The organism is Pseudomonas sp. UBA4194 (assembly GCF_002379585.1).
Lineage (GTDB): Bacteria > Pseudomonadota > Gammaproteobacteria > Pseudomonadales > Pseudomonadaceae > Aquipseudomonas.
In genome coordinates, this window is sequence record NZ_DFUE01000067.1 from 1 (window position 1) to 17,726 (window position 17,726).

General features: G+C 62.6%; 16 protein-coding genes. 14 read left to right on the forward strand and 2 right to left on the reverse strand.

Annotated features, from left to right (window positions below; all coding sequences use genetic code 11):
- Nucleotides 1-34: 34 nt before the first annotated feature.
- Nucleotides 35-904, reverse strand: a complete 870-nt coding sequence (locus B3397_RS16005) for a LysR substrate-binding domain-containing protein (RefSeq protein WP_296251965.1) — start codon at nt 902-904, stop codon at nt 35-37.
- 121 nt (nt 905-1,025) lie between these two features.
- Between B3397_RS16005 and B3397_RS16010 the strand changes: the two genes are divergently transcribed.
- The 13 genes from B3397_RS16010 (at nt 1,026) to B3397_RS16070 (ending at nt 15,178) form a co-directional block, all read left to right on the forward strand.
- Nucleotides 1,026-1,793, forward strand: coding sequence for a sulfite exporter TauE/SafE family protein (locus tag B3397_RS16010; protein WP_296251854.1), 768 nt, complete (start codon nt 1,026-1,028; stop codon nt 1,791-1,793).
- A gap of 326 nt (nt 1,794-2,119) precedes the next feature.
- Entirely contained in the window at nt 2,120-3,385 is a 1,266-nt protein-coding gene (gene urtA / locus B3397_RS16015; RefSeq protein WP_296251855.1) for an urea ABC transporter substrate-binding protein, read from the forward strand.
- 144 nt (nt 3,386-3,529) lie between these two features.
- On the forward strand, nt 3,530-5,095 hold the full coding sequence (gene urtB / locus B3397_RS16020) for an urea ABC transporter permease subunit UrtB (protein WP_296251857.1): 1,566 nt from the start codon (nt 3,530-3,532) through the stop codon (nt 5,093-5,095).
- A complete protein-coding gene (gene urtC / locus B3397_RS16025) occupies nt 5,095-6,174 on the forward strand; it encodes an urea ABC transporter permease subunit UrtC (RefSeq protein ID WP_296251860.1) in 1,080 nt (359 codons plus the stop codon). The genes urtB and urtC overlap by 1 nt, the downstream gene beginning before the upstream one ends.
- A complete protein-coding gene (urtD, locus tag B3397_RS16030) occupies nt 6,171-7,031 on the forward strand; it encodes an urea ABC transporter ATP-binding protein UrtD (protein ID WP_414704396.1) in 861 nt (286 codons plus the stop codon). The genes urtC and urtD overlap by 4 nt, the downstream gene beginning before the upstream one ends.
- Nucleotides 7,032-7,106: 75 nt before the next feature.
- Nucleotides 7,107-7,805, forward strand: a complete 699-nt coding sequence (gene urtE / locus B3397_RS16035; protein ID WP_296251863.1) for an urea ABC transporter ATP-binding subunit UrtE — start codon at nt 7,107-7,109, stop codon at nt 7,803-7,805.
- 34 nt (nt 7,806-7,839) lie between these two features.
- Nucleotides 7,840-8,679: an urease accessory protein UreD gene (locus tag B3397_RS16040; RefSeq protein ID WP_296251866.1), complete on the forward strand. Its 840-nt coding sequence runs from the start codon at nt 7,840-7,842 to the stop codon at nt 8,677-8,679.
- Nucleotides 8,680-8,961: 282 nt separating this feature from the next.
- On the forward strand, nt 8,962-9,264 hold the full coding sequence (locus B3397_RS16045) for an urease subunit gamma (RefSeq protein WP_296251869.1): 303 nt from the start codon (nt 8,962-8,964) through the stop codon (nt 9,262-9,264).
- Between the two features lie 11 nt (nt 9,265-9,275).
- Nucleotides 9,276-9,806 (forward strand): GNAT family N-acetyltransferase, encoded by a 531-nt coding sequence (locus tag B3397_RS16050; protein ID WP_296251872.1) that lies wholly within the window; start codon nt 9,276-9,278, stop codon nt 9,804-9,806.
- Between the two features lie 5 nt (nt 9,807-9,811).
- Nucleotides 9,812-10,333, forward strand: a complete 522-nt coding sequence (locus B3397_RS16055) for a GNAT family N-acetyltransferase (RefSeq protein WP_296251875.1) — start codon at nt 9,812-9,814, stop codon at nt 10,331-10,333.
- An 11-nt stretch (nt 10,334-10,344) separates the two neighbouring features.
- Nucleotides 10,345-10,650: an urease subunit beta gene (locus B3397_RS16060; protein WP_296251877.1), complete on the forward strand. Its 306-nt coding sequence runs from the start codon at nt 10,345-10,347 to the stop codon at nt 10,648-10,650.
- Nucleotides 10,651-10,724: 74 nt separating this feature from the next.
- Nucleotides 10,725-12,425: an urease subunit alpha gene (gene ureC, locus B3397_RS16065; RefSeq protein WP_296251880.1), complete on the forward strand. Its 1,701-nt coding sequence runs from the start codon at nt 10,725-10,727 to the stop codon at nt 12,423-12,425.
- Nucleotides 12,426-12,556: 131 nt separating this feature from the next.
- Nucleotides 12,557-15,178: a membrane-targeted effector domain-containing toxin gene (locus B3397_RS16070; protein WP_296251883.1), complete on the forward strand. Its 2,622-nt coding sequence runs from the start codon at nt 12,557-12,559 to the stop codon at nt 15,176-15,178.
- Between the two features lie 50 nt (nt 15,179-15,228).
- Here the strand turns inward: B3397_RS16070 and cbpA are convergent, their stop codons facing one another.
- Entirely contained in the window at nt 15,229-16,197 is a 969-nt protein-coding gene (gene cbpA / locus B3397_RS16075) for a curved DNA-binding protein (RefSeq protein ID WP_296251886.1), read from the reverse strand.
- 236 nt (nt 16,198-16,433) lie between these two features.
- Here cbpA and B3397_RS16080 point away from each other — a divergent pair, with 236 nt between their 5' ends.
- Nucleotides 16,434-17,708, forward strand: coding sequence for an Hsp70 family protein (locus tag B3397_RS16080; protein WP_296251889.1), 1,275 nt, complete (start codon nt 16,434-16,436; stop codon nt 17,706-17,708).
- Nucleotides 17,709-17,726: the final 18 nt, after the last annotated feature.

The window sequence follows — 17,726 nt, forward strand, 5'->3', positions numbered from 1 at the left end:
TGAAGCCGCGAAGAGGCCAGCAAGCCCCCGACATTCAGCCGTGGTGTAGCTGCTCCTTGATCAATTGAACAAAGGCATCCCTGGCGCGGTGCACCCCGGACTTTCGATTGGAGATGAAGTAGTTCTGCACCGGCGCCAGCCCGTCCAATGCATGGGCTCTGATATTTCCAATGCCTTTGAATTGCTCGAACACCCCTGCCGGGACTAGAGACATCCCTGCCCCGGCGGCAACACAACCGAGAATGGTGCCGTAACTGGCTATATCGGTAATAGGCGCCGATACAGCGTTCTGGTGCATCCAATGCTCGAGTGCTTGTCGGTAGGGGCATCCCGCGGGCCACATGAACCAGGTCTGGCCCTGCGTAACGGCCGGCCCGGTGCTGCTTTCAGCCGCCGCGCTAGCAATCACCACCAGCGCCTCCTGGTATATCTCCATGCACTCCAGATCTGCCTGCTCTGCCCGGCAAGCGATGATGGCTCCATCGAGGCGGTGATCGACCACCTGGGTGACCAGTTCGGGCCATGTTCCCGTACTAAGCTGCATTCGCACCGCAGGACAACCGGCGTTGTACTTCGATAGCAGCGCGGGCAGTCGGCCCGTCGCCGATGACTCGATGGCCCCCAGCTTCAGCACCCCGGAGGGGGGTGAATCGGGCTGCAACGCGCGTCGCGCTTCATCGCACATTGCCAGAATGTCATTGGCGTAACCCAGAAAGATCGCCCCGGAAGCGCTGATGACCAGCCCCCTGCCCGTTCGGATGAACAGCTCTACCTCAAGTTCCGACTCCAGAAGCTTGATGCGATTTGTAATATTCGAAGGCACGCAGTGCAGCAACTCAGAAGCGCGGGCGATACTGCCCTGCTCTGCAACAACTTTAAACATCTTTATTTGAGATAGTTCCATTACCGAAAGACTCATCCAAACTGAATTCACCATTCGTTATAAATCACTTGTTCACAGCCCAGCAAGTCACTAGTTTCCACGTTACCCCCCAACCCAAGATGTACATGGATGCAAACCGCTCATGCACTTTGATCAAAGCCTTGTGATCCTGGGTATCTTCGCTTTTTGTGGTGGCCTCATCGATGCGGCGGTCGGCGGTGGTGGTTTGATACAGGTACCTGCCTTATTGCACGCTTTGCCACAACACAGCCTCCCGACCGTACTGGGCACGAACAAACTCGCGGTTCTAGCGGGCAACCTGTTTTCCCTGCTCGGCTATATGAAAAAAGTCCATATCGCCTGGAAGCTTGTCATTCCGACGATGTTGTCAGCCTTCCTGTTCGCTTTCATCGGGGCATTGTCTACTTCGCTGATTCCGAAGGCGTCGATGGAATATGGCGTGTTCATCGCTTTGATAGTGATGGCGGTGTACACCTTTGCCAAGAAAGATCTTGGTAGAACGCACACCTTTGTTCAATGCCGCTTCAAAGAAGTTATGGTCGGTCTATTCATTGGAGGGCTGATCGGGTTCTACGACGGTCTCTTCGGGCCCGGCAGCGGTAGCCTGCTGATTTTTGCCTTCGTCAGATACTTTGGTTTCGATTTTCTCAATGCATCTGCGTCCGCAAAGCTGGTCAATCTTGGAACATTCTGCGCTGCGTTGTTGTTCTTTGTCCCAGCGGGCCATGTGTTGTGGGCCGTGGGTAGCGTGGTGGCGGCCTGCAATATCGCGGGTTCTGTCACGGGCGTATGCCTCGCACTGCGTTATGGCAGCGGTTTCATTCGCCTGTTCTTCCTGGTGCTGCTGGTGTTTTTGATAGGTCGGATGGGGTTCACGATTTTGTTTTAGCGTTCGCTGTCTTGGATGTGTGGCCGGTGGCGATGCCGAGAAGGCGCCCGCCCAGGCAGCGCACATCTTAAGCGAGGCGGTGTCCGTTCCGGCCTCTTCGCGGCTTTACGTCGCTCCTACGAGCGGTGAGATCCGCGCTCCAGGATGATGCATGCCGGCGCACCGCATCGGTCGGTGGGCACTAAAAGCGGGCGTTGTTGGCAGGCGCGCTGGCGCCGGTCCCTCGTCTTGCGGCTTGGCTTCATCTCGGCACACCCCTTGCAATACTCCTGCGAGAAGTCCCCATCTGCCTCACTAAAAAAACATTCGTACATGGAGATTGCACAATGAAGCGTCGCAGCTTGATCAAGGCGTTTACCCTTTCCGCATCGATTGCCGCCATGGGCCTGTCCTGGACGATCCAGGCTGCTGAAACCATCAAGGTCGGCATTCTGCACTCGCTGTCGGGAACCATGGCGATCTCGGAGACTTCCCTCAAAGACATGGCGTTGATGACCATCGACGAAATCAACGCCAAGGGCGGCGTCAACGGCAAGATGCTTGAACCTGTGGTCGTCGACCCAGCGTCCAACTGGCCCCTGTTCGCCGAGAAGGCGCGCCAGTTGCTGACCCAGGACAAGGTTGCCGTGGTGTTCGGCTGCTGGACGTCGGTCTCGCGCAAATCGGTGCTGCCGGTGTTCGAAGAACTCAACGGCCTGTTGTTCTACCCCGTGCAGTACGAAGGCGAAGAGATGTCGCCCAACGTCTTCTACACCGGCGCGGCACCCAACCAGCAGGCTATCCCGGCCGTCGAATACCTGATGAGCGACGACGGCGGCGCGGCCAAGCGTTACTTCCTGCTGGGCACCGACTACGTCTACCCACGTACCACCAACAAGATTCTGCGCGCGTTCCTGCACTCCAAAGGCGTGGCCGACAAGGACATCGAAGAGGTCTACACCCCGTTCGGGCATTCGGACTACCAGACCATCGTTTCCAACATCAAGAAATTCTCCGCCGGTGGCAAGACCGCGGTCATCTCCACCGTCAACGGTGACTCCAACGTGCCGTTCTACAAGGAACTGGCCAACCAGGGCCTGAAGGCTACCGATGTGCCGGTAGTGGCGTTCTCGGTGGGCGAAGAAGAGCTGCGCGGCATCGACACCAAACCGTTGGTGGGCAACCTGGCCGCCTGGAACTACTTCGAATCGGTCGAGAACAAGGAAAACACCCAGTTCGTGGCTGACTGGAAAGCCTACGCCAAGAAGAAAAACCTGCCGAACGCCGACACCGTGGTCACCAACGACCCGATGGAAGCCACCTACGTGGGCATCAACATGTGGGCCCAGGCGGCCAACAAGGCCAAGTCCACCGATGTCGACAAGGTCCGCGAAGCCATGGGCGGCCAGACCTTCGCCGCGCCGTCGGGTTACACCCTGACCATGGACAAGACCAACCACCACCTGCACAAGCCGGTGATGATTGGCGAGATCGAAGACAACGGCCAGTTCAACGTGGTCTGGCAGACCAAGGAGCCGATCCGCGCCCAGCCTTGGAGCCCGTTCATTCCGGGTAACGACAAGAAGCCGGATTACGCGGTGAAGAGCAACTGATCCAATAAGCCTCGGGGGCCCAGCGGGATTGCCTGCTGAGCCTCTCTGGCAGTGTGTCGGCCTCGCCCCCATCGCGGGTACAACCCGCTCCCGCAGAGGGCTCTGCCCCGCAGGCTCCACCGCTGCCCTTTTCAGGACGTAGCCATGTCCCTCTATAGATTTCTTCTCGCTGCTGTCCTCGCGTGGCCGTTTTTGGCCAGCGCCAACGACGCCAGCGATTTCACCGCCGCGTCCTCCTCCGATCAGGTCCGCCTGCTGGAGACCTGGGCTGCGCAACCCAACCCCGCGCGCCTCGAGTTGCTGACGGCCTTGCAGGAAGGACGCGTGGCCGCCGATGCCGACAAGAAGCCGTTCATCGAGACCAACGCGCAGATGGTGGCCGCCGATGGCACCGCTGCAGCCGTCGAACCGGTGCGCAAGCTGCGCTTGAACAACCGCTTGCGTGGCCTGGTGGAAACCGCCCTGGCCAGCCACCAACTGCTGAGCAACGACGTACAGGTGCGTCTGGCAGCGGCGCGGCAACTGCAACGCTCGGCGCAACCTAATCAGTTGGCCCTGCTCGACCACCAGACCGCTGGCGAACAGGACGAAACGGTGAAAACCGCCCTGACCCTGGCGCTGGCCAACCTGCAATTGGTCGACCCCAACCCGGCGGTACGCCTGGCCGCTGTGCGTCTGCTGGGCGAAACCGGCGAGCCATTGGCCCGCACCCGTCTGGAAAATCTGCTGGACCCGGCCGTCGAAACCGATACCGGTGTACGCACCGCCGCCGAGACCAGCCTGGTGCAGGTCAAACGCAAGCTGATGATCGGCGACATACTGGGCCAGGCCTTCAGCGGCATGTCCCTGGGTTCGATCCTGTTGCTGGCGGCACTTGGGCTGGCGATCACCTTCGGTTTGCTGGGGGTGATCAACATGGCCCACGGCGAGATGCTCATGCTCGGCGCCTACTCCACCTATGTGGTGCAGATGCTGATCCAGCGCATCGCCCCTGGCGCCATCGAGTACTACCCACTCATCGCCCTGCCGGTGGCGTTCTTCGTCACCGCTGGGGTCGGCATGATTCTGGAGCGCACGGTCATTCGCCACCTGTACGGCCGCCCGCTGGAAACCCTGCTGGCGACCTGGGGCATCAGCCTGATGCTGATCCAGGCCATCCGCCTGATCTTCGGTGCGCAAAACGTCGAAGTGGCCAACCCGGCCTGGCTGTCGGGCGGCTGGCAGGTGTTGCCCAACCTGGTGCTGCCGTACAACCGCATCGTGATCATTGCCTTCGCGCTGTTCGTGGTAGTGCTGACCTGGCTGCTGCTGAACAAGACCCGCCTGGGCCTGAACGTGCGCGCGGTAACCCAGAACCGCAACATGGCCGCCTGCTGCGGCGTGCCTACCGGGCGCGTGGACATGCTCGCCTTCGGCCTGGGTTCGGGCATCGCCGGCCTGGGCGGTGTGGCGCTGAGCCAGATCGGCAACGTCGGTCCCGACCTCGGCCAGAGCTACATCATCGACTCGTTCCTGGTGGTGGTGCTTGGCGGCGTCGGTCAGTTGGCCGGTAGCGTCTCGGCCGCATTCGGCCTGGGCATCGCCAACAAGATTCTCGAGCCGCAGATCGGTGCGGTACTGGGCAAGATCCTCATCCTCGCGCTGATCATTCTGTTCATCCAGAAACGTCCGCAAGGCCTCTTCGCACTGAAAGGACGGGTGATCGACTGATGAACCAGCCCCTGATGCTGACCGCCGCGCAGAAAGCCGGCCCCAAAGTGACCCTGGCCGTCGGCGCGGTGGTCCTGTTGATCCTGCTTGCCCTGCCGCTGCTCTCGCTGCTGCCGGAAACCAGCAGCCTGCAAGTCTCCGCCTACACCCTGACCCTGGTGGGCAAGATCCTTTGCTACGCCATCGTTGCGCTGGCCCTGGACCTGGTGTGGGGCTATGCCGGCCTGCTGTCCCTGGGCCATGGGCTGTTCTTTGCCCTGGGCGGCTATGCCATGGGCATGTACCTGATGCGCGAAGCGGCGGGCGACGGCCTGCCGGCGTTCATGACCTTCCTCTCGTGGACCGAGCTGCCGTGGTTCTGGGTCGGCACCGAACACTTCCTCTGGGCCATGTGCCTGGTGGTATTGGCGCCCGGCCTGCTGGCGCTGGTGTTCGGTTTCTTCGCCTTCCGCTCGCGGATCAAGGGCGTGTACTTCTCGATCATGACCCAGGCCCTGACCTTCGCCGGCATGCTGCTGTTCTTTCGCAACGAGACGGGCTTTGGCGGTAACAACGGCTTCACCAACTTTCGCAGCATCCTGGGTTTCAGCATCACTTCCCAAGGCACGCGCGCGGTGTTGTTCCTGCTCACCGTGGCGCTGCTGGTACTGAGCCTGTACCTGGGCTGGCGTCTGGCCCGCAGCAAGTTCGGCAGGGTGCTGACGGCGCTGCGCGACGCGGAAAACCGCTTGATGTTCTGCGGCTACGATCCACGCGGCTTCAAGTTGTTCGTGTGGGTCTTGAGCGCAGTCCTGTGCGGGCTGGCCGGGGCGTTGTACGTGCCGCAGGTGGGCATCATCAACCCCAGTGAAATGTCGCCGACCAACTCCATCGAAGCGGCTGTGTGGGTGGCCCTGGGCGGACGCGGCACGCTGATCGGTCCGCTGCTGGGGGCCGGCATCGTCAACGGCATGAAGAGCTGGTTCACCGTGGCCTTCCCCGAGTATTGGCTGTTCTTCCTCGGCGCGTTGTTCATCATCGTGACCCTGTACCTGCCCAAGGGCGTGATCGGCCTGATGAAGAAAAGGAGCGAGCAATGAGAATCACCGCCACCCCTGAATTCATGCTCGAGCCCATCCTGGAACCCAACAGCGACGCCGGCACCAGCCGCGACGCGATCGGTCTGGGCCAGGCCAGCGGGCCGGGCCTGAACACCCGTCACGGTACCATTCTGACCCTGGAAGACATCAGCGTCAGCTTCGATGGCTTCAAGGCGCTGAACGACCTGAACCTGTACATCGGCGTCGGTGAGCTGCGTTGCATCATCGGCCCCAATGGTGCCGGCAAGACCACCTTGATGGACGTGATCACCGGCAAGACCCGACCCACCACCGGCAAGGCCTGGTTCGGCGAAACCCTGGACCTGACCCACATGAGCGAAGTGCAGATCGCTCAGGCCGGCATCGGTCGCAAGTTCCAGAAGCCGACGGTGTTCGAAGCGCTGAGCGTGTTCGAGAACCTCGAACTGGCGCAAAAAACCGACAAGTCGGTGTGGGCCAGCCTGCGTGCGCGGCTCAGCGGCGAGCAGCACGATCGCATTGCCCAGGTGCTGGAGACCATTCGCCTGACGGCCTCGGTCAATCGTCCGGCCGGCTTGTTGTCCCACGGGCAGAAGCAGTTTCTGGAAATCGGCATGTTGCTGGTACAGGACCCCCAGTTGCTGCTGCTCGATGAGCCGGTGGCGGGCATGACCGATGCCGAGACCGAGTTCACCGCCGAGCTGTTCAAGACCTTGGCCGGCAAGCACTCGCTGATGGTAGTGGAGCACGACATGGGCTTTGTCGGCTCGATTGCCGACCATGTGACGGTGCTGCACCAGGGCAGCGTTCTGGCCGAGGGTTCGCTGGAAGACGTGCAGGCCGATGAACGTGTGATCGAGGTTTATCTGGGACGCTAGCCCCTCGGGCCTGCAGGAACGGGGTCTACCCGCGATGAGGCCCACCCGGACACCGCAAGAACAAGGATCAACCCCATGCTCCAAGTCGAAAAGCTTCATCAGTACTACGGCGGCAGTCACATCCTGCGCGGCCTCTCGTTCGACGTGAAGGTCGGCGAAGTGACCTGCCTGCTCGGCCGCAACGGCGTTGGCAAGACCACCTTGCTCAAATGCCTGATGGGGCTGATTCCCGCCAAGGAAGGCAGCGTCGCCTGGGAGGGCAAGCCGATCACCGCCTTCAAACCCCACCAGCGGGTGCATGCCGGTATCGCCTACGTCCCGCAGGGCCGGGAAATCTTCGGCCGCCTGACCGTGGAGGAGAACCTGCTGATGGGGCTGTCGCGCTTTCCAGGTTCGCAGGCCAAGGAAGTACCGCCCTTCATCTACGAGTTGTTCCCCGTACTGCTGCAGATGAAACACCGGCGCGGGGGCGATCTGTCGGGAGGCCAGCAGCAACAGTTGGCCATCGGCCGCGCCCTGGCCAGCCGCCCACGGCTGCTGATCCTGGACGAGCCCACTGAAGGGATTCAACCTTCGGTGATCAAGGAAATCGGCGTGGTGATCAAGAAGCTGGCGGCCAGGGGCGACATGGCGATTCTGCTGGTGGAGCAGTTCTACGATTTTGCCGCGGAGCTGGCGGACCAGTATCTGGTGATGTCCCGGGGTGAGATCGTGCAGCAAGGTCGCGGTGAAAATATGGAAACCGAGGGTGTACGCGGCCTGGTAACCATTTAACCTGACGCCCTGATCAAGAAAAGACTCGTTCCCCATGAATCTACCCGTCACCCCCCTGCTCTACACGCCCAGCTGGCATGCCCGGCTGGAGCTGGGCTACGAGCGCTTTGGCGACAGCACCCGGCCGACGCTACGCCGGCATCTGGGTCCGCTACGGGTGCAGAAGCATCTGTACGCGGAGGGGCCCGAGGTGTGCCAGCACATCATCGTGCACCCCCCAGGGGGCATTGCCGGCGGCGATCGGCTCGACATCAGTGCCCGAGTGGGTGCCGATGCCTGGGCACAATTGACCAGCCCCGGCGCGGCCAAATGGTATCGGGCGGCCAGCCCGGCTTATCAGACGCTCGCGTTGAGCGTAGCGCCCGGCGCCACGCTGGAGTGGATGCCCCAGGAGACTATCGTCTACAGCGCGGCCCAGGCTGAGCTGGAAACCTCCATCGACCTGCAGGGCGATGCCCGTCTGTTGTATTGGGATATCGTCGCGGTCGGCCGACCGGCCGCCGCGGAGCGGTTCGACCGGGGGCACTTCCAGTCCAGGCTTCAGATTCGCCGCGACGGACGCTTGTTGTGGCATGAACGCCAACGTGTCGAAGGCAATGATGGTTTGCTGGATTCGCCCATCGGCTTGAATGGCAAGCCGGTGTTCGCCACCTTGCTGGTGACCGGGGAGATCGAACCGGCGCTGCTGGAGCAGTGCCGCGAACGGTCGACCCGGGTGCGCGGCGACCTGAGCCAGTTGCCTGGGTTGCTGGTGGCGCGGTGCCTGGCCGATGAAGCCCTGCATGCCCGCGACTGGCTGATCGAATTGTGGACGCTGCTGCGCCCGGCCCTGCTGGGCCGTGAAGCGCTGGCGCCTCGAATCTGGAGCACATGAGTAAATTTTGCCGGCCCTATCGCGGGCAGAGCCCGCTCCCACAGGGATCTTCAGTGGCTGCAGATCACCCGTAGGAGCGGGCTCTGCCCGCGATAGGGCCAATACTGCCTTCCCACAGGTGATCTGCAGTGCACTGATGATCCCTGTGGGAGCGGGCTCTGCCCGCGATAGGGCCATTACTGCCCTCCCACAGGTGATCTGCAGTGCACTGCAGATCCCTGTAGGAGCGGGCTCTGCCCGCGAAGGGCCATTACTGCCAATGAAGATTTCAAAGGAACACGCATGGACCTGACACCAAGGGAAAAAGACAAACTGCTGATCTTCACCGCCGGTTTGGTGGCCGAACGGCGCCTGGCCCGGGGCGTGAAGTTGAACTACCCGGAAGCCATGGCACTGATTTCCGCCGCGCTGCTCGAAGGCGCTCGCGATGGCCAGACCGTGGCGCAGCTGATGCATTACGGCACCACCCTGCTCAGCCGTGAACAGGTGATGGAAGGCGTGCCCGAGATGATCCCCGAGATCCAGGTGGAAGCCACTTTCCCGGACGGTACCAAACTGGTCACCGTGCACCAACCGATTCCCTGAGGCCCTGGCTCATGACGTACATCATTCGTGATGCCGTACCCGCCGACCTGCCCGCGGTACGCGACATCTACAACGACGCGGTGCTCAACACCACGGCGATCTGGAACGAGCAACCGGTCGACCTGGCCAACCGTCAGGCCTGGTTCGACGCACGCCAGGTCCAGGCCTATCCGATTCTGGTGGCCGTGGACCAGCTCGACGCCGTTGTGGGCTACGCTTCCTATGGCGACTGGCGGCCTTTCGAAGGCTTTCGCCACAGCGTCGAACATTCGGTCTATGTACGCGCCGATCAGCGCGGCAAGGGCCTGGGCCCTCAGTTGCTCGATGCATTGATCGAACGCGCCCGGGCCGGCAACAAACACGTCATGGTGGCGGCCATCGAAAGTGGCAACGCTGCTTCCATTCGCTTGCACGAGCGCCTGGGTTTCAAGATCACGGGGCAGATGCCGCAAGTGGGCATCAAGTTCGGCCGCTGGCTGGACCTGACCTTCATGCAATTGATCCTGAACCCCGGCGCGCCTCCTCCCAGCGTCAAGGAGTAAGCCCGATGAATGCCGCTCAACTGCGCCGCGTCACCGTTGAAAGCTTCGCCCATTACCGCCCTGGCCTGGTCGACCTGCTGCTCGATGCCATCGAGCACAACGCCTCGATCGGTTTCATGGCCGGGACCAGCGTCGAAGACGCCGGCCGGTACTTCGATGAGGTGAAGGAACGGATCGCCCAGGGCGACATGGTGCAGTGGGCGGTGGTGATGGATGAGCGGGTGCTGGCCAGCGTGCAGCTGGTGTTCTGCCAGCGACCCAATGGCTTGAAGCGCTGCGAGGTGCGCAAGCTGCTGGTGCGCGCCGACGCCCAGCGTCGTGGCCTGGGCCAGCAGATGATGAACGCCGTGGAAGAAGTGGCGCGGCAGAAACAGCGTGGTTTGATCTACCTGGACACCGAAGCCGGCTCCATCGCCGAAACCTTTTACCTGGCCCAGGGCTACAAGCGTGCGGGGCAGATCCCCGACTTCGCCTGTACCCCCGACGGGCACTACAAAGCCACCGCTTTCTTCTACAAGACCCTTTGAGGACTGACTGCATGATCCCTGGCCAATACCAGATCCAGCCCGGTGACATCGAACTGAACGCAGGGCGCCGCACCCTCAGCCTGACCGTGGCCAACAGCGGCGACCGGCCGATTCAGGTCGGCTCGCACTACCATTTTTTCGAAACCAACGACGCCCTGACCTTCGACCGCGCCGCCAGCCGTGGCATGCGCCTGAACATTCCAGCGGGCACCGCGGTGCGCTTCGAGCCGGGGCAGAGCCGTGAGGTCGAGCTGGTTGACCTGGCGGGGTTGCGCCGGGTGTATGGCTTTGCCGGGCGGGTGATGGGCGAGCTTTGATTTTTTGATTCGTTGAGTACCCAGACGCGATTGGTCTGGCCTCCTCACCGCCTAATCCTGAACAAGGACCCGAAATGAAGATTTCCAGACAAGCCTACGCCGACATGTTCGGCCCCACCGTAGGCGACAAGGTGCGCCTGGCCGATACCGACCTGTGGATCGAAGTCGAGAAAGACTTCACCACCTACGGCGAAGAAGTGAAGTTCGGCGGCGGCAAGGTGATCCGCGATGGCATGGGCCAGGGTCAGCTGCTGGCCGCCGAAGTGGTCGACACCTTGATCACCAATGCCCTGATCATCGATCACTGGGGCATCGTCAAGGCCGATGTCGGCCTCAAGGACGGCCGCATCGCCGCCATCGGCAAGGCCGGCAATCCTGACATCCAGCCCGACGTGACCATCGCCGTGGGCGCCAGCACCGAGGTGATCGCCGGTGAAGGCATGATCCTCACCGCCGGGGGTATCGACACCCACATCCACTTCATCTGCCCGCAGCAGATCGAAGAAGCGCTGATGAGCGGCGTCACCACCATGATCGGCGGTGGCACGGGCCCCGCCACCGGCACCAATGCCACCACCTGCACCTCCGGGCCGTGGCACATGGCGCGCATGCTGCAGGCTGCAGACGCGTTCGCCATGAACATCGGCTTCACCGGCAAGGGCAACGCCAGCCTCCCGGAACCGCTGATCGAGCAGGTCAAGGCGGGGGCCATCGGCCTGAAGCTGCACGAAGACTGGGGCACCACCCCGGCCGCCATCGACAACTGCCTGAGCGTGGCGGACCAGTACGACGTGCAGGTGGCCATCCACACCGACACCCTCAACGAGTCCGGCTTCGTGGAAACCACCCTGGCCGCCTTCAAGGGACGCACCATCCACACCTATCACACCGAAGGCGCCGGCGGTGGGCATGCCCCGGACATCATCAAGGCCTGCGGCTTCGCCAACGTTCTGCCCAGCTCCACCAACCCGACCCGGCCGTTCACCCGCAACACCATCGACGAGCACCTGGACATGTTGATGGTTTGCCATCACCTGGACCCCAGCATCGCCGAGGACGTGGCCTTTGCCGAAAGCCGTATCCGCCGTGAAACCATCGCCGCCGAAGACATCCTCCACGACCTGGGGGCTTTCTCCATGATCAGCTCCGACAGCCAGGCCATGGGCCGGGTGGGCGAGGTGATCACGCGGACCTGGCAAACCGCCGACAAGATGAAGAAGCAGCGCGGGCCACTGGCCGAGGACGCGGCCGGCAATGACAATTTCCGCGCCAAGCGCTACATCGCCAAGTACACCATCAACCCGGCGATCACCCACGGCATCAGCCACGAAGTGGGCTCGGTGGAAGTGGGCAAGTGGGCCGACCTGGTGCTATGGCGACCTGCATTCTTCGGGGTGAAACCGACCCTGATCCTCAAGGGCGGCGCCATCGCCGCCAGTCTGATGGGCGACGCCAACGCCTCGATTCCCACCCCGCAACCGGTGCACTACCGCCCGATGTTCGCCAGCTTCGGCGGCTCCCGGCATGCCACCAGCCTAACCTTCATCAGCCAGGCGGCGTTGGACGCCGGGGTGCCGGAGCAGTTGGGCTTGAAGAAGCAGATCGGCGTGGTGAAAGGCTGCCGTTCGGTGCAGAAAACCGACCTGATCCACAACGGCTACCTGCCGAGCATCGATGTCGATCCGCAGACCTACCAGGTCAAGGCCGATGGTGTGCTGCTGTGGTGCGAGCCGGCTGAAGTACTGCCGATGGCACAACGGTATTTCCTGTTCTGAGTGCAGCGCTCCCTTCGCGGGCAAGCCTGCGAAGGGAGCCGCACGGGCGATACCAGCACATCTATCTACCGCCATCGCGCCACCCCCACTGCGTACCGTTGCGCTTCATTTCTCACGCACGGAACGCCCCCATGCCCAGCAGCACCCCCATCACCTTGCAGGCTTTGCAGGACATTGCCGAGCGGCACTACGACGCTTTCCCCGCCCTGGAGCGCTGCGCCCGCGAACTGGGCCAGGAACTGCTCAAGCAGCACACCGGACTGGATTACGATCCAGACCTGGTTTACTGGCATCGCTTCAACAACGCCAACACCAACCATCAGACCTTCACCGATTGGGAACACTACGGCCCGCCCGAGCGTTCCATGAGCATCACTCGACTGATCCTGGAACGCTTCGACGTCACCGATCAGGTCAACAGCATCGACCTCAACACCATGAGCGGCGTTTACCAGGACGATGCCAACGCCCGTGTCTACGACCAGCACAACGAGGTCAAGGTAACGCCGTTGAGCCTCATGGACGACCTCTGGAGCCTGGATTTCGCCCAAGCCTACAAGCAGCGCCTGGAACACTTCTGGGACAGCGAAAGCAGCAACGGCCGGCTGTTGATGAAGGCACTGTTCTTCAGCGGTGCCTGGAAGGCCTACGCCGATGGCGTACTGACCACCAACCAATTGAAGATGCTGATCAGTGCCATGGCCGGCCCCACCCAGATGCCACCGACCCTGGACGACCTGCGCACCGAGTTCGGTGCCCGCGAACGGGTGACGGTGCACACCTTCAGCATCGGTGAGCTGGTGGCGCCCACCATCGTGCGGGTCAAGTGTCCGGGCAATATCGAGATCATCTACATCCCCAACCAGGAGTTCCTGGTGTTCCATTCGGCCAAGCAACAATACGAATGGATCAGCCAGAACGCCGCCGACCCCGCTTCGCGCAAGCGCCTGCTGGGCCACTTCGTGGATTACAGCAGCGCTGCCACTGACCACCGGAAGGCGCTGCAGGACGATCTCGACACGATGGCCCGACAGCCCTGGGCGCCGGGTCAGACCCTGCTCAACCGTCACACTCGAGCGCTCACCGGCGATGTGTTCACCCACCTCTACGAAAACGTCTGGCGGCGCCTGGCCCACGATGCCAATACCCTGCTGACGTCCAACTACGCCTTGCGCAAGCAGTTGTTCATGGTCGACCTCGATGGCCTGCTGCGCATCAGCATCGGCCTGGCGCCCATCGATCCGCTGGCGGCGATGGTGACCCTGGGCGCGGCCTCGGTCAGCTTTGGCATGCACACGGCCACCGCCGTGCGGGGCGAAACCCGCGAAACCCGCCGTGCCGCCTTTCTGGCCGCGTTGGCCGACGCCCTGACAATTCTGTTCGATCTGCCGCTGCTCAAGGGGAAGGGCCTGGCCCGGCTGGCCGAGTTCGCCGACCTGGAGCGAGCCACCGGCGTGTACAGCATCAGCGGTACCGTCGCCGAGACGGCCATCATCGCAGACCCGGAACTGGCGGCGCTGGCGGTCAAGCAGCCCGCCGGACTGTTGATCCCGGGCAGCGGTATCAAGGAGGGCGTACTGATACTGGACGCCGAACACCTGTATATCCGCATGCAGGGCAGCCTGTTTCAGGTGCGTTACCTGGATTTGCTGGAACGCTGGGTCATCATCGATCCGCTCAATGCCCAGGAGCTCTGGGGCACTCGCCCGGTGGAGCGAGACTGGAACGACCGCTGGCAGCTCTATACCGAATCAGGCACGGCGAGCGCGGCGGCGGAACCTGTGCCGGCGCGGCCCGCGAGCCCGATCGAGTCGGTAGCGGTGGAAGTGCAGGGCTATGAAACATCGCCACGGTACGAATTCGCCGTGCAGACCCTGATAGGCCGTGACGCCGAGCGCTTGATGACAGGGCCCATCGACAGTGTGCTGCAGGATGCTCGTAGCGAACTGATCGGTTTGCGCGAGAAACTGGCCCGCCGCAGCCGCGAGTTCTTTGCCGCGCCGCGCCCGGCGGCCATCGTCGCTGTGCCTGAGGTCAGCGCCCAGAGCACCCCGGACGATTTTTTCGAGGCGGTGTTCTCCGACGCCTACGGGCTGGTGGTGGGTGAAGCCCCAGGCTGCATTGCCAGCAAGAAGCTGCTGATCAAGTACATGGCACAGCTCAAGGAGCTGGGCGTCGATACGTTGTACCTGCAAGGGCTGAGCAAGGATCTGCATCAGGCCGGCCTGGACGAGTACCTGACCGAACAGTTCATGGTGCCCACACTGGCCAAGCACCTGAGACGCATGAATGGCATGCCGGTAAGCCTGACCCACGATCGCTTCACGCCCTACCAGCTCGTCAAGCAGGCGCGTCGCCAGGGCATCAAGGTCAAGGCCTTGGATTGCGTCGCGGCATTGGGCAGCGAGGGGTTGCCGGCCAGCGATCCGCAACTGGCGGCGAGCATGCGCAATTACTACGCGCTGCAACGGATTCGGGCCAGCCGCCTGCTGCGCCCGGAGGGTAAATGGGTCGCGCTGGTGGACCACACTCGAGTGGGCCGCTACCTGAACGTGCCGGGGTTGGCAGAATTGACCGAATGCGTCGGGCTGCGCATCAAGGACATGCCGTGGGGGAGCGCCACGCGGCTGGCGGCCGATGCGGGCGAGGTGCTGAAAAACAGTCGGGCTCTGGTCAAGGGTGACGTGCGGCTGGAGATGGGCACGTTGATCAGTGCGGCGGATCTATTGGGCAGTGATCATCTGGACGGCTAGAGGTGCAGCCTTCGCGGGTCGGCCCGCGAAGGCTGCACTGCGACGCACGATCACCGCCCCCAGTTGGCCCGCGGATCAAACCCGGCCTGGTCCGCCAGCGCTTGCCATGCGGCCTTGGCGGCCTCATCGGCGGCGGGCGGCATCACCACCTTGATCTGCGCGAACAGGTCCCCTCGCCCGCCTTGCTTGTCTTTGAGGCCCATGCCCTTGACGCGCATGCGCTGAGCGTTCTGACTGTCGGGGCGGATGGTCAGATTGATGCGTCCGGTGAGGGTCGGCACGGCCACCTTGGTGCCCAGGGCCACTTCCCAGGGCGCCAGCGGCACCTGGATGATCAGATCGTGACCGTCCACTTCGAACAACGGATGGGGCGCCAGGCGAACGGTCAGAAACAGGTCGCCGTTGGCCCCTCCCGCCACCCCGGGCGCGCCCTGGCCCTTGAGCCGAATGCGCTCGCCATCGCTGACGCCGGCGGGAATCTTGACGTTGAGGTTCTTGGTCAGGTCGGCGGTGCGCTGCCCGGCGGCATTGTGCTGGGGCACTTTGAAACTGATCTTCTTCGATTCGTCAGCCAGGGTTTCTTCCAGAAACACCGCCATTTCCATTTCCACGTCCTGCCCTCTGCGCCCGGCGCTGCGTTGCTGGCCGCCGCGGCCGAACGGATTGCCGCCGGGTGCGCCACGGCCACCGGCGTTGCCAAAGATGGAGCTGAAGAAATCGGAAAAATCCCCGGCGCTTTCCTCGTGGAAACCGCCACCCCGACCCTGCCATCCGGGAGGTCCCTGAAACGGCCGACCGTGTTGGCCGTATTTGCGCAGTTCATCGTACTCGGCACGTTTGTCGGCGTTGCTCAAGGCCTCATAGGCCTCGCTGGCCTCCTTGAACTTGTCCTCGGCGTCCTTTTCCTTGCTGACGTCGGGGTGATACTTGCGCGCGAGCTTGCGATAGGCGGTCTTGATCGCCTTTTCGTCCGCGGTCGGCTCGACGCCCAGAATCTTGTAATAGTCTTTGAAGTCCATCTAAGGATCACCATCAATGAGCGAATGTGCACGGCCATGCCTCAATCCTGGGACCGGGCAGTGCAGTGGAAGTTTATCGGCTGCAGGCGGCTGAATGTGAACAGCCATGGGCGCAACCCGTTCGATGGTTACAAGATTGGGGTGACGGGCGCGCTTTCAAGGCGCGGTTGGCCCTTGATTCTGTACGTGGGTGGCATACACTGCGCGGCCGTTTTTTGCACAGACCCTCGATCACCATGAAAAACGCATCTAGCGCCCGCGCCTGCGGCATCGACTTCGGCACGTCCAACTCCACCGTCGGCTGGCATCGGCCCGGTGCCGAGACGCTGATCGCGCTGGAGGACGGCAAGATCACCCTGCCCTCGGTGATCTTCTTCAACATCGAGGAGCGCCGTCCGGTGTATGGCCGCCTGGCCCTGCATGAATACCTGGAAGGCTACGAAGGCCGCCTGATGCGCTCGCTCAAGAGCCTGCTGGGCTCCAAGCTGATCAAGCATGACACCAGCGTGCTGGGCACCGCCCTGCCCTTCAAGGATCTGTTGGGCATGTTCATCGGCGAGCTGAAGAATCGCGCCGAGGCGAACGCCGGCCGCGAATTCGAGCAGGTGGTGCTGGGCCGTCCGGTGCATTTCGTTGACGATGACCAGGCCGCGGACCAGGAGGCTGAAGACACCCTGACCGATGTGGCTCGCAAGATCGGCTTCAAGGACGTGTCGTTCCAGTTCGAACCGATCGCCGCGGCGTTCGACTACGAGTCCACTATCGAGCGCGAGGAGCTGGTGCTGATCGTCGACATCGGCGGCGGTACGTCCGACTTCTCGCTGGTGCGCCTGTCGCCCGAACGACGCGAGCTGGACAACCGCGTCGATGACATTCTGGCCACCGGCGGCGTGCACATCGGCGGTACCGATTTCGACAAGCAGCTGAGCCTGCAAGGCGTGATGCCCCTGTTCGGCTACGGCAGCCGGATGAAAAGCGGTGCGTTCATGCCCACCAGCCATCACATGAACCTGGCAACCTGGCACACCATCAACTCGGTGTACTCGCAGAAATCGCAGTTGGCCCTGGGCAGCATGCGCTACGACATCCAGGACACCGATGGCATCGACCGGCTGTTCAAGTTGATCGAACAGAAGGCCGGGCACTGGCTGGCCATGGAAGTGGAAGAAACCAAGATCCAGCTCACCGAGGCGCAGAACCGCCTGGTGCCCTTGGACAGGATCGACCCTGGGCTGGTGGTGGACCTGAGTCGACCGCTGTTCGAAAGCGCCATCGACGGCCTGCTGGAGCGGGTGCGCGGCAGTGTCAGCGAGCTGCTGAGCAAGGCCGGCGTTGGCGTGGCGCAGGTCGACACGGTGTTCTTCACCGGCGGTTCCAGCGGCATTCCGGCTCTGCGCAACAGCGTGGCGGCGATGCTGCCCAATGCGCGGCATGTGGAAGGGAATATCTTTGGCAGTATCGGCAGCGGGCTGGCGATCGAGGCTCGCAAGCGGTATGGGGTTGAGGGGTAGGGGGTAGGTTTTGGGGTG

Excerpts from the sequence above, each read along its gene's own strand:
- B3397_RS16005 (WP_296251965.1), bottom strand. The coding sequence starts at position 904 with ATGGAACTATCTCAAATAAAGATGTTTAAAGTTGTTGCAGAGCAGGGC.
- B3397_RS16010 (WP_296251854.1), top strand. The coding sequence starts at position 1,026 with ATGCACTTTGATCAAAGCCTTGTGATCCTGGGTATCTTCGCTTTTTGT.
- urtA (WP_296251855.1), top strand. The coding sequence starts at position 2,120 with ATGAAGCGTCGCAGCTTGATCAAGGCGTTTACCCTTTCCGCATCGATT.
- urtB (WP_296251857.1), top strand. The coding sequence starts at position 3,530 with ATGTCCCTCTATAGATTTCTTCTCGCTGCTGTCCTCGCGTGGCCGTTT.
- urtC (WP_296251860.1), top strand. The coding sequence starts at position 5,095 with ATGAACCAGCCCCTGATGCTGACCGCCGCGCAGAAAGCCGGCCCCAAA.
- urtD (WP_414704396.1), top strand. The coding sequence starts at position 6,171 with ATGAGAATCACCGCCACCCCTGAATTCATGCTCGAGCCCATCCTGGAA.
- urtE (WP_296251863.1), top strand. The coding sequence starts at position 7,107 with ATGCTCCAAGTCGAAAAGCTTCATCAGTACTACGGCGGCAGTCACATC.
- B3397_RS16040 (WP_296251866.1), top strand. The coding sequence starts at position 7,840 with ATGAATCTACCCGTCACCCCCCTGCTCTACACGCCCAGCTGGCATGCC.
- B3397_RS16045 (WP_296251869.1), top strand. The coding sequence starts at position 8,962 with ATGGACCTGACACCAAGGGAAAAAGACAAACTGCTGATCTTCACCGCC.
- B3397_RS16050 (WP_296251872.1), top strand. The coding sequence starts at position 9,276 with ATGACGTACATCATTCGTGATGCCGTACCCGCCGACCTGCCCGCGGTA.
- B3397_RS16055 (WP_296251875.1), top strand. The coding sequence starts at position 9,812 with ATGAATGCCGCTCAACTGCGCCGCGTCACCGTTGAAAGCTTCGCCCAT.
- B3397_RS16060 (WP_296251877.1), top strand. The coding sequence starts at position 10,345 with ATGATCCCTGGCCAATACCAGATCCAGCCCGGTGACATCGAACTGAAC.
- ureC (WP_296251880.1), top strand. The coding sequence starts at position 10,725 with ATGAAGATTTCCAGACAAGCCTACGCCGACATGTTCGGCCCCACCGTA.
- B3397_RS16070 (WP_296251883.1), top strand. The coding sequence starts at position 12,557 with ATGCCCAGCAGCACCCCCATCACCTTGCAGGCTTTGCAGGACATTGCC.
- cbpA (WP_296251886.1), bottom strand. The coding sequence starts at position 16,197 with ATGGACTTCAAAGACTATTACAAGATTCTGGGCGTCGAGCCGACCGCG.
- B3397_RS16080 (WP_296251889.1), top strand. The coding sequence starts at position 16,434 with ATGAAAAACGCATCTAGCGCCCGCGCCTGCGGCATCGACTTCGGCACG.